The sequence below is a fragment of the Sporomusa sp. 246TCP1 genome (genome assembly GCF_057319775.1).
Window position 1 is genome coordinate 4092718 of record NZ_CM170492.1, and the last position, 11489, is coordinate 4104206.

Sequence of the window (11489 nt, forward strand, 5' to 3'; positions counted from 1 at the left end):
CTACACCTGAATTAACGCGCCTATAGAGGCGGGAGTCTTGACTATATCCAAGATAAAAACAAAAGCACCTCAAGAATTTGTATGCCCATAGTCTGAAAAGCAACGGGACGTTCTTTTTGCTCCCCTTCGCTTACACCTTAAAAATAATACTTTGATGAATCCCGGTTACTCTGGCTATTTGTCGTTGTGTTACTCCTACAATTCTATCGAAGTTTCTCTGTCGCTATTCAATATATCCAGAATAAATGACGTATTAAGCAGTTCAAAAAACTTCTTACTGCGAATAATACACCAAATAAAGCAAAAAAGACTGATTCCCTTTTGCAGGTTCAGTCCTTTTTCGCTTTGAAATACTATAACATCCTTTTATAAACCCAATAGATTGCCCGCCTCATCAAACTCCATTTCCATCAGTTCGCCACAAATTTCAATATCCGGGTTGGCTCGGGCTTCTGGTAATAAAGCTTCGGAAATAATGATTTCTCCGATATGGAGAGTATCTTTTATTCTAACCAGTTTTATTTTGGACATATCGCGGGCATTGCAAGTTTTAACTGCCGTGAGCAGGGCTTCCCGGTCATCGGCCAGCATCATCGGCAGACGGGCAGGTCCTGGAGTCGTATTTGTTATTAAATTAGAATAGGTATAATCAAAATCTATTTTATTAAACAATTTGCGGGTAGTATAATCCGCAACCCCCATCCCGCAGGCATTGCCATTGGTCTCTTTTGTCAAATCAAGCACTACCACTTTGTTAGCATCCAGACCGCCGCTGGCATAAGGCGTGGGAAAACGTCCGGTGATATTCGGGTCCATTCCATCGCCGGAGATTTCCTTGCCGATTTGATCGACGACGAGAATATCAATAGGATCAAATAGTATCCGTGGCATCTTGGCTTTGGCCTCAGGCAGCAATTGCTGGTCAACTTCCATAATTTTTTCAGCCGGAACCGCCACTAGTGTTGATATCTTGTCATAGGCATTCTCGACCGTTGCGATAGCAAACAACACCTTGCAACACGCAAGCTTTACCTTAGCCATTTCAAAAACATGTTCGGCCATATGCTTGAAACTATACATGTGACAAGTTTCTGCACCCTTTTGCTTACCAAGACCAATGGTAAGCATTTTGGCTAAACCGCTTTCGCAGGGACCCCGGTAAGCAGTATGGGGTTTTATCCGGTTAATAATTACAATCCCATCAGTTTCATAGGCGTTTTTATCGATATGCACAGCAAGTCCATTGCTGATTTTACCAATTTCAACAACTTCCATTGATGAGATAATTGGACAGCCAACACTCTCTTCGGTAACCCCAAGACTAGCTAATACTTTTGTTTGTCCGGCAGCAGTAGCGCCACCGTGGCTGCCCATGGCCGGTACGACAAAAGGTTCGCCGCCGCGCTGCCTGATTTCTGTTACCGTCAGCCGAACCAGCTCAGGAATCCTATCCATACCCCTGCTGCCTACGGCGATAGCAATACGCATACCTGGTTTTACTCTGTCACCGATATCTGCTTTAGCAAACTCCTGGTGCATAGTTGCTGGTATGTCACTGATTTGAGTTACCCTAAAATTCTGGCGAATTTTTACCACCCGCGGCAGTTGTATTCCCTTCAATAATTCTTGTATAATACCCATTAGCCGCTCCTCCTTTTCTTACATCTTACTACATCGTCGGGCCAATTCGCATAATTGCAAAATCGTTATGCCCTAATACCTCAGCTTTCGTAACTTTTCCGGAAGCAACCGCCAACATTTCAGCAACTATCCGTTTTCCGACTTCTTGAACGGTTTCATCACCAGTTATGACTGTACCGGCATTGAGATCCATATTATCGCTCATTCTTTGGAACATAGCCGTATTGGTAGCAACTTTGATAGTAGGGGCAATCGGCGACCCGGTAGGAGTGCCACGGCCGGTGGTAAATACACAAATATGGCAACCACCTGCTACCATTCCAGTTAATTGTTCAATATCATTACCAGGCGTATTCATAAAGACAAGTCCCTTGGTAGTCACCTTTTCCGCCCAGTCGATTACCGCTTGCAATGGCCGCGATCCACCCTTATACACACAGCCCAGAGACTTTTCTTCGATTGAGGACAGGCCACCCTCTATATTGCCTGGCGTCGGATTACTGCCCCGCATATCTACTCCCATCTGCTTGGCAGACTCTTCAAAGCCCTTAATGGTGGCATAACATTTCTCTTTCACAGCCTCATTAATTGCCCGTTCGGCAATAATATGGTCAGCCCCAATCAGTTCAGCGGTCTCGGCAAGTATCGACGTACCGCCGGCATCAATTAAGATATCGCTAGCTACGCCCAGTGCCGGATTGCCTGATAGCCCGGAACAGGCATCAGAACCGCCGCATTCTGTTCCCAGAATCAATTCTGCTGCATCAATAGGCTCACGTTGTAGCATCGACGCTTCAATCACCATGTTCTGAGCTGCCGCTGCACCGGCTTGTATGGATTTAAGCGAGCCGCCTTCGTCTTGAATAATGATGGTATGCACAGGTTTGTACGGACATTGCTTTTTGATGGCCGCTGCCACGTCCTGCGCACGTATTACTTCACAGCCCAGACCAACAACGACTATCCCGTAGACGTTTGGATGAATACCATGGCCGATAAAAGCACGTGTTGTCTGCTCTGCATCTGCTCCCAACTGCGAACAGCCATGTTGGTGTTCCACCCAGGTAGTTCCTTTTACATTTGCCGCAATACCCCGCGCCACTTGGTTGGCACAATTTACTGTTGGTAAAACAAATACATGATTACGAATTCCCACCGTTTTATCCGGACGGCGATATCCCATAAAATTCATTGTTTATCACTCCTATAACTTTTTTTATTTGCTGACCAGATCGCCGCGCCCACGACAGCCTACTATATTGTGTACATGGGTATGCTGCCCTGCCGCTATGTCGGTAGTCGCCATCCCGATAACTTCACCATACTTAATAATTTTTTCGTCCCTTGCGATAGCCTTAATGGCTACTTTATGTCCAAACGGAATTCGATCTGTAACATGCAGGGTTACTGTTTCACCATCAATATTGATTGCAATATCTGAGCCTGCTTCAACATCCTCGGTCACAGTTGCAACATTGTCTTTATTCTTCATAACTATGGCTTTGAATTTATTCATATCGTTCCTCCAAAACTCATTTATTCACTGTGGGTAATTAGTCTCATTCCATAGTACAAGCAAGTTCCGTGCCAAGCTTGTTTCTCTTGGTTTTACGACTTCTGCCAAAGGCACTCAGGCCTGGATTCACTGCTCTGGCCTCAATAGTCTTACAAGCTGTGACATATACAATCTGGCAGTCATGTTGAAACAGATTGTTTCATGTTTACATTTTGTTTCACGATTGTTCCACTATATATTCACTGCCGAAGCTTCCGCCACAAGGTGGTGCGGCTAATTCCCAGCCTTTGGGCAGTTCGTGTATAATTGTATTTTTCCTCAAACAATACTTGTTCAATTTCATGCCTTGACACGCCATCCCGCGCAGCAGTACTTGGAGTGTCACTCACAACAGGTCCGCAGGTGGCCAATTCCTGACGAACCATCGTTTCCTCAATAAATGGTCCTGGCGCAAGCAGCTTTACCCTTTCAATAACATTTTCCAATTCGCGAATATTACCCCGCCAAAATTGCTTCTGCAAGAATTTTACCGCAGATTCGGTAATTCCCACGATATTGCCGCGCGGAGATTTTTCCAAAAAGCTCTGTATCAACCCGGGGATATCCTCCACCCGCTCTCTAAGTGGTGGAATATGCAGCCGCAGAACGTCTAAGCGGTAATACAAATCAACCCGAAACTTCTTTTCGTCAACTAATTGCATCATATCTTGATTGGTAGCTGACAATATGCGTACATTTACCGGAATAAGGCCTTCAGCCCCTAATCGCATTACTTCTTTTTCTTGCAAAACCCGCAACAGCCTGGCCTGCAAGGATAAAGGCATTTCACCAATCTCGTCTAAAAAAATAGTTCCACCATGCGCGACCTCGAACAAGCCGGACTTTCCGCCTTTTTTTGCTCCGGTAAATGCTCCTTCTTCATAACCAAAAAGCTCACTTTCCAACAAAGCCTCCGGAAGTGCGGCACAGTTTATTGCTACAAATGGCCCTGTCATTCGTTGACTTAAATTATGAATACTCTGCGCGACCCGTTCTTTGCCAGTCCCAGATTCACCGGTTATCAGTACAGTCGCGTCATTAGCCGCATATTGCCGCACACGTTCTTTAACAATTTTCATCTGTGGTGAAGCAGCCGTTATTTGTTCCAAATGAAACTTAGCCACAAGACCTTTCTTATTCAATTTTTGCCGCACAACCTGCTCAAAATACTGCAATTGCGTGACATCCTGCACATTGGCAATAGCGCCGACGATGTCCTCGCCAAGCTTAATAGGAATTCGTTTTATTGCAAAAACCCGATTGTTTATACTCCGTACGCTTTCCTGTTCAAATTTATCACCTGTTAAGCAATCCCGCAAACCATCATCGGGAATAATATCGCCAATCTTCCTGCCAATAACTTCTGCGCTTTGAATTTGATACATTCGCTCTATGGCCGGGTTTAACGTAGTAACCTGTTCATTTTTATCAATAGCAATGATTCCGTCAGCAATGGCATCAATAATTGTACGAAACAGCTGCGCCTTTTCCCTTTCACGCCGACGAACATCAGCAAGCTTGATAGCCTCAGTAATAGCTTTGCCTACAGACTCTACCGCTGATTCAATAAGTCCCACTTTTAGGCCTCGTTCAATAAGCAGCCTAGCTGAGGAAGCGTCTCCCAAAAATGTATTAATACCCTGGCGGCAAGCTGTTTCAATCATTTCTTCCGCAATCATTTCGTTTTCCACAAAAATTTCATGGATAGGTATGCCGATCAAATCGCCTAGCTTCTCACACTCAAATAAAAAGCGCCGCATAAATACCACACCCACCGTACCCGAAACATGACCAACACTTTTTAAAGCCCGAAGAATATCAAAGGCAGTAACTTGAATCTCTACTACCGGAACATCCACGTGTTTCGCAATCAAAGATGCGGTTGCCCCCCGGCTGATAATGACATCTGTGCCTTTTTTTACCGCCTGGTACGCTTGATCTAGCCCGTTTTCTAAGAGACCATGTATTATTTCTATCTCACCCCGCCAATTAAAGTCTTGTTTTGTGATCGCCTCACGGGCAGCATCCATAATATTGGTCATGGGCGCAATAATAGTAATTCTCATAAACCCACCTCTTTGGGACCCAATTATATAATCCACAATAAAATATGTAAGCTATCGCTGCAGCTTGGCGACTCGCTCAACTTCTTTTTCATACTGGAAGCAAAAGGTCGTATCGGTCGGCGTACTTCACCATATAGTCTCGTTCACCTCTATTTCGAGTTTTCTTTACTGCCCCTTCAGAACAAAGCTACCCCTTGAATTTTTGTGGTGTAGCAGGATTGCTTTCCAGCGCTTTACTTTCAATTTTGACTTCGACCCGTCGCTTTAACCTCTCCTCAAGAATATTTTGAATAGTTTTACTCAACTTGTCATCCGTGGGAGCTGAACTGGAAATTTTCACAGTAACCTTGTATGTTCCTTCCCCTTTACGATACTCTAACATATAATCCTCCAAATTCGAATTCGGCAACAGCGACAGTTTTTCTTGCAAAACAGTATCAATTACTTCTTCCGGTGTACTGCTTTTTACCACTTCGACAATTTCCTTTTCTTTTACTTTCGGCAGTAATGCTTGAAATGTATCAATATTTGTCTTGTCATTGACTTTTTGCACCAATACTACATCAGCGCTAATGCCTACCGGTTTTCCTAATCGCAATTCCAGTAAATTCTCCATTTGCCGGATATTCTCCGGCACAATAATTTTTGTCGTACGAAAGGCGGCATCGACTTGATAGTGATTATTCTGTTCCCGGTAATCTGTCGAAATCAAAGTCGAGTGAGGTGCAATGGCATCTAAGGATTCGATTAATGAGGTTTTAATTACTTTTTCAATGTTGGCATGACTATACGTTTTATACATGATAAAGGCCAATGGTATTGAAATGACGATCAAGAGTATAACCGGGTATAACATATGGTAGGTCGTTTTCTTGGCATCACCTACTTTACAAGCTTCATCATGACAACTGTCACGGGAAAATCCCGCTAACTCAAACATAGCAATAGCCGCTACATTAATGGCAATCATATTTGCTAAAAACAGCAGAAATGCCCCGCTAACCACGGAAAAATTCTGCTTTGCCAGCCCGATACCTACTACACATAAGGGGGGCATCAACGCGGTAGCAATGGCTACCCCCGGCAGGGTAGCCCCCTGTGGCTTTACACACATGGCGTAAGTTCCAGCCGCACCAGAAGCCAAGGCAACCACCAGGTCTAATATGGTCGGCATCGTCCGCGCCATGACTTCCGGCGTTAATTCCGCCCGCGGCAACACCAATGTTAATAGCGCTGCCAGAACAATTGCCGTTACTGCTCCCAAAGCCTCCGCCTTGGCCGACATTTTAAGCAAGGGGTTGCTGTTTGTCGCCACTGCCAGCGCCCCGCCAAGAATGGGCCCCATCAAGGGAGCAATCAGCATGGCCCCGATTACAACTGCCGTGCTGTTGGACAACAATCCATAGGTAGCTACCGTACACGACAATATGACCATCCCAAAGTAATAACGGTCAGGGCTGGCATCACCGGAAACATTATTATAAATCGTTTTTTGCCCTTCTTTATCAGGCCATTGCGTCATGAGCTATGCGAACCTCCTCCTGAATCATGAATCCGTTCTTCTCTTATTTCTTGCGCTGCTTCCAACTGACTTATCAGTTTCACTGCCACAAGGCCTTTCCATGCCGCAAATCGCCGTTGCCGCCCATTCATTCAACCCTGGTTTTATCTTCGTATTCATAATAACTTCCCCTCAATCCGTCTTATTAGATAAAAAAACGCATTTCTATATACTAAGGCATTACCTGTATAGAATGCGTCTTCCTATCATGTAAAATTACACAACGATAAAATCATCACTAAACGATCTTCACCTGCACCGTACTCATCTATTCTTGTACCTTTCGCCACAAAGCCCAACTTTCCTTCATAAACCTTGATCGCTCCACAATTCTCAGGGTTTACAGTCAATTCAACCTCTTCGATATCTTCTTTTTTCAATAATTGTAAACTAATACGAATTAACATTGTACCCAACCCTTGTCCACGCTTCTCTTTCGCTATGGAAACTCCCATCAAATATGCTTTTCGTGGATTGTCCCAGTCCCGCATGTATTGAATTAATCCTACCACCTCTTGCTGCTCACTGGCAACAAATACCCGGCCATGCCGGATGAACGGCACAAGATGCCATTCATTTAATCCCCCATTACCAAATGCCTCTGTTTCCAGTTGTACCAAGCGTTGTAACATTGTTAAATCAACATTTTCCAACAATTCAACCTTCATGAAACCTTTCCTCCTTTGAACCGCTTTTCCACGTAACGCGAATCACTTGCCGAAAGTAATCTCGGATAATGTCAAGCCAAATACAATTTCATCACCAACCACGATCTCTTGCCAGGCATCCGTAATGTCTACAATCATAGAAAATACCCCGCAGAACCGTAGGGCATAATTTCATCCACTAAAACACCTTCTTTTCCGATAACAACTAATGCTATTACAAAATACAAATGTAGCCCTGTGCAGACTCCACCTTTTGTAAAACAAATACTGGATTAAAAATGTCTTTAATGCAATTCACTCAGGAAAATCGTGTTCCTGCTTTCGCAGCTTTTTAATATAAATTAAGCATCTCAGCTTTTTCCTCATAAGATGTCCATGGTCGCAAAAAATCGTCGACTTGGCTATGTGCATATATTTTTCCGTAATTCTGGGCCTCTTTGCTAACATCACTAGTAATTGGAGAAATTGCATACACCGTGTTACTTAGCATAAAAAAAATAGAACACCCCAAATAAATCTCATCATAATATCTCCTCCTCAATATTAGCATATCCATTCATTGCAATCACATTATTATCCTAAAAAAGAAAAGACGAAGTCCTTGTTGCAGACTCCACCGCTAACTTACTTACCTATTCATTTTTATACTCTTATTTGTTATCCGCCTTAGCTTCATTTTACATAAGCCATACGTATTTAAAATACAGCTCCCAACTAACAATTTATTATTTTAAATCAGTTGTTAGTATAATTTTATTCTATCACCAAAATAAAATCAAGACTTTTCTAATTTCTATTCTTAGGAATTCCGATTATTCTGCTGCGCTTGTTCACTCCACTTTTCTTTTATCCTGCTCGGTAAATCCATAGCTCTTGCCTGCCACCCGCGCAACCTGCAGGGGCAAGATACCGTCGAAACGTGACAAGCAAGTACCCATAACCTAAGCACGGCTAAGTTATGGGTACTTGCTCTATTCATAACACAAATTTCTTTAAAAACGTCTTGGTATTATAACGGATTCATCCCTAAACCCAGAACCTCGTGTTCATACGCTCCTTTATCCGCTTATTTTCAGCGTTCCAATCGCTTCTTCTACTTTTATTACCAGTGTTCTGTCAGCAATTAAATCATAAATGCTCTGGATATCCGGAGCAGGCATTCTGTCTTCATCTAAATGAGGCACTACCTGACGAATAGCCTTGTGCGCTGCGCCGGTACCTTTGCCCGGGTTCAGCGGCGACAAGAAATCAATACCCTGCGCAGCTGCCAAACACTCAATTGCCAGTATATAACGCACATTATCCAGGATCTCCCGCGCCTGCCGGGCGGCAATTGTCCCCATACTTACATGATCTTCCTGGTTCGCCGAGGTGGGAATCGAATCCGCACTGGCCGGATGAACAAGTACCTTGTTCTCCGATACCAAGGAAGCAGCTGTATACTGGGTAATCATCAAACCGGAATCTTCACCGGGATAGGCGGTCAAAAACGGTGGTAACTCGCTTAAATGGGAATCAAGCAAACGGTTGGTGCGCCGCTCGGAGATATTGCCGATCTCCGCCAAAGCCAGTTTGAGATAATCCATGACTAATGCAATAGGCTGCCCATGGAAGTTGCCACCAGAGATGGCTTCGCCCGTATCAGGCATAATCAACGGATTATCAGTAGCGGCATTAATTTCGACTGTTAATGTTTCTTCCATCCGCCGCAAGGCATCTTTGGATGCGCCATGAACCTGAGGTACGCAGCGCAGGGAATAGGCATCCTGCACCTTGGAGCAATTGACATGGGATTCAATAATAGCACTGTCAGCCGTCAGTCGCAACATGTTCTCTGTAGTAGCAAGCTGTCCGACATGCGGCCTGACTTGGCTGATACGCGGATCAAAAGCAGTACGGGTTCCTTTAAGGGCTTCGATGCAAAGCGCGGCGGCCACATCAGCTGTCTTCATAAGATCAACAGCATCCTGCCAGACCATACAACCTACAGCGGTCATAATCTGAGTACCATTAATCAGGGCCAATCCTTCCTTACCGCCAAGCGCCACCGGCTTGAGGCCGCTTTGCGCTAACGCTTCGGCCCCACTCACCAGCTTACCATTGACAATAGCCTGGCCTTCCCCCAGCATGACTAATACCATATGGGAAAGAGGAGCCAAATCACCACTAGCCCCTACCGAGCCTTTCGCCGGAACAGCCGGACACACTCGCTTATTTAACATTGCTAGCAGCATTTCTACAGACGAAAGTTTAATTCCCGAATAGCCTTTTGCCAGTGAATTAGCTCTAAGCACCATGGCTGACCGCACAACATCCTCAGGTAAATATTGCCCCACACCAGTCGCATGGCTTAATATTAAGTTTCTTTGCAGCTTTTCCCGTTTTTCCTTGGAAATAAATATCTGGCTAAAATCGCCAAAACCCGTAGAAATTCCGTAGACCGGACTTTCTTCTTCCAAAATTTTATCTACAATTTTCCGACTGTCGATAATTTGCTTACGCCCTGCTTCACTTAATTCCACTGTTTCATAGCCCCGGGCCACCTTTACCACATCGGCTAATGTCAAAGAATATCCGTCTAATATTATCATTTTTTCAGGCCTCCTGATTAATTTATCAAATTTTTAGTCATACGACCACCACTTCAAGTGGTGGCTTGTTATTAGCCCTGTAAGGGCTGATTACTTGCTACGCCTAAAAGGCGGGTATCGCAAGCATTGTTACCATCGGCCTCTGAAAGAGGCTCTTTTAGTTCTTTTCTTCTTTTTTTGCTTCTTCCTGTTGTTCTTGTATATATCTCTTAATTGCTTCCTCCGTGATATTTCCCACTGTTGCTACATAATAGCCTCGTGCCCAAAATGCTCTATTCCACTTACTCCCCTGATCTGGATGTACATCGTATATCATTAACGCACTCTTCCCTTTCAAATATCCCATAAATTCTGCTACACTCAATTTGGGCGGGATACTTACGCATAAATGTACATGATCAGCACATACTGCTCCTTCAATAATTTCTACATTTTTGTATTTGCAGAGCTTTTTTAATATTTCTCTCACATCCGCCCTTATTTTTCCGTACAGAACTTTCCTTCTGTACTTCGGTATAAAAACTATGTGATACTGGCATTTCCATTTTGTATGTGATAAGCTTGAACTGTCCATTTTGGATAACCTCCTATGTTCTCTGATATTGGCTTGCGACACCAGTATCATACTAACACAGGAGGTTTTTTAGTTCACCCGCAGTAACGCTTCTGCTTACTCTGTTCTCCCCAGCATAGCTGGGGGATTAGGATTATCATTTATCGAATTCAGTCTACGAAATGCCTGGCAATTTATTTATTATTCATAAGTAGTATCTCCTTTATTTAATATATAAGGGGTAAACTCATTACTGAGTTTACCCCTTATATCTCATAACTTTGGGTTAACTTTATTATTACTGCTTTATTTTTTATTAAGCTGATCAAATCGGATTCATCCCCAGGCCAAGCACTTCATGCTCAAAGCCCTTCATGGGTGCTCCCATATAACCGTACAAGGCAACCGCAATCCATTCGCCGTCATCAGCACAACCGACTGTTCTGGGTCCGCGGACGATGCTATATAACAAACCTGCACTGCGCAATACATTACCTAAGCCTGCATTGCCCCGGCAGATACCCTGATAGGCTTCAAGAATACTATGGTATAAGGCGTGTTCTTCCCGATAATTGCTGCTAATAAAACCTTCGCGCTTTGCAGCTGTTTCGATAGCTGCAAAAATCTTCGCTGAATCCATCGATCCCACTTTGCTTTTATATACTTTGTAGCCTGATGGCAAGCTCTGATCCAGCAACCTGACCTCTTCCGGTTCTGATTGCAAGACTGATAACACAGCTATTTTTCCCAAACTCATCATTGAACTATATCCATGCTTTCTCCCTATTTCTGTGGGCAAATTAGCACCTGCCGCTACACTCATATCTCTTATCTACGGAAGATATCTTAGTTGC

At 43.9% G+C, this 11489-nt stretch carries 10 protein-coding genes; all 10 read right to left on the minus strand.

All coding sequences use genetic code 11. The features are described 5' to 3' along the window. Positions 1 to 366: 366 nt before the first annotated feature. The 10 genes from AC1ECB_RS19335 to AC1ECB_RS19380 all read right to left on the minus strand — a co-directional run bounded on the left by AC1ECB_RS19335 (position 367) and on the right by AC1ECB_RS19380 (position 11458). Positions 367 to 1641 (minus strand): nickel pincer cofactor-dependent isomerase, group 22, encoded by a 1275-nt coding sequence (locus AC1ECB_RS19335; RefSeq protein WP_485665316.1) that lies wholly within the window; start codon positions 1639 to 1641, stop codon positions 367 to 369. A gap of 28 nt (positions 1642 to 1669) precedes the next feature. Continuing rightward, a complete protein-coding gene (locus AC1ECB_RS19340; protein ID WP_485665317.1) occupies positions 1670 to 2833 on the minus strand; it encodes a UxaA family hydrolase in 1164 nt (387 codons plus the stop codon). Between the two features lie 24 nt (positions 2834 to 2857). Beyond that, complete coding sequence (locus AC1ECB_RS19345) at positions 2858 to 3157, minus strand: UxaA family hydrolase (RefSeq protein ID WP_485665318.1); 300 nt, start codon at positions 3155 to 3157, stop codon at positions 2858 to 2860. Between the two features lie 239 nt (positions 3158 to 3396). Beyond that, positions 3397 to 5262, minus strand: a complete 1866-nt coding sequence (locus tag AC1ECB_RS19350; RefSeq protein ID WP_485665319.1) for a sigma 54-interacting transcriptional regulator — start codon at positions 5260 to 5262, stop codon at positions 3397 to 3399. A gap of 187 nt (positions 5263 to 5449) precedes the next feature. After that, on the minus strand, positions 5450 to 6784 hold the full coding sequence (locus AC1ECB_RS19355; protein ID WP_485665320.1) for a TIGR00341 family protein: 1335 nt from the start codon (positions 6782 to 6784) through the stop codon (positions 5450 to 5452). 24 nt (positions 6785 to 6808) lie between these two features. Further along, positions 6809 to 6943 (minus strand): hypothetical protein, encoded by a 135-nt coding sequence (locus tag AC1ECB_RS19360; protein WP_485665321.1) that lies wholly within the window; start codon positions 6941 to 6943, stop codon positions 6809 to 6811. An 86-nt stretch (positions 6944 to 7029) separates the two neighbouring features. Next, positions 7030 to 7491 (minus strand): GNAT family N-acetyltransferase, encoded by a 462-nt coding sequence (locus tag AC1ECB_RS19365; RefSeq protein WP_485665322.1) that lies wholly within the window; start codon positions 7489 to 7491, stop codon positions 7030 to 7032. Positions 7492 to 8549: 1058 nt separating this feature from the next. Beyond that, on the minus strand, positions 8550 to 10082 hold the full coding sequence (gene hutH, locus AC1ECB_RS19370) for a histidine ammonia-lyase (RefSeq protein ID WP_485665323.1): 1533 nt from the start codon (positions 10080 to 10082) through the stop codon (positions 8550 to 8552). Positions 10083 to 10239: 157 nt separating this feature from the next. Then, positions 10240 to 10656, minus strand: coding sequence for an IS200/IS605 family transposase (gene tnpA, locus AC1ECB_RS19375; RefSeq protein WP_485664871.1), 417 nt, complete (start codon positions 10654 to 10656; stop codon positions 10240 to 10242). Positions 10657 to 10960: 304 nt separating this feature from the next. Continuing rightward, positions 10961 to 11458 carry a HutP family protein gene (locus AC1ECB_RS19380; RefSeq protein ID WP_485665324.1) on the minus strand — a complete coding sequence of 166 codons (498 nt, stop codon included), beginning with the start codon at positions 11456 to 11458 and terminating at the stop codon, positions 10961 to 10963. Positions 11459 to 11489 lie beyond the last annotated feature (31 nt).

Bases quoted from the DNA above. Each gene is read 5' to 3' on its own strand.
- AC1ECB_RS19380 (WP_485665324.1), bottom strand. From the start codon at position 11,458: ATGAGTGTAGCGGCAGGTGCTAATTTGCCCACAGAAATAGGGAGAAAG.
- AC1ECB_RS19340 (WP_485665317.1), bottom strand. From the start codon at position 2,833: ATGAATTTTATGGGATATCGCCGTCCGGATAAAACGGTGGGAATTCGT.
- AC1ECB_RS19365 (WP_485665322.1), bottom strand. From the start codon at position 7,491: ATGAAGGTTGAATTGTTGGAAAATGTTGATTTAACAATGTTACAACGC.
- tnpA (WP_485664871.1), bottom strand. From the start codon at position 10,656: ATGGACAGTTCAAGCTTATCACATACAAAATGGAAATGCCAGTATCAC.
- AC1ECB_RS19350 (WP_485665319.1), bottom strand. From the start codon at position 5,262: ATGAGAATTACTATTATTGCGCCCATGACCAATATTATGGATGCTGCC.
- AC1ECB_RS19335 (WP_485665316.1), bottom strand. From the start codon at position 1,641: ATGGGTATTATACAAGAATTATTGAAGGGAATACAACTGCCGCGGGTG.
- AC1ECB_RS19355 (WP_485665320.1), bottom strand. From the start codon at position 6,784: ATGACGCAATGGCCTGATAAAGAAGGGCAAAAAACGATTTATAATAAT.
- AC1ECB_RS19345 (WP_485665318.1), bottom strand. From the start codon at position 3,157: ATGAATAAATTCAAAGCCATAGTTATGAAGAATAAAGACAATGTTGCA.
- AC1ECB_RS19360 (WP_485665321.1), bottom strand. From the start codon at position 6,943: ATGAATACGAAGATAAAACCAGGGTTGAATGAATGGGCGGCAACGGCG.
- hutH (WP_485665323.1), bottom strand. From the start codon at position 10,082: ATGATAATATTAGACGGATATTCTTTGACATTAGCCGATGTGGTAAAG.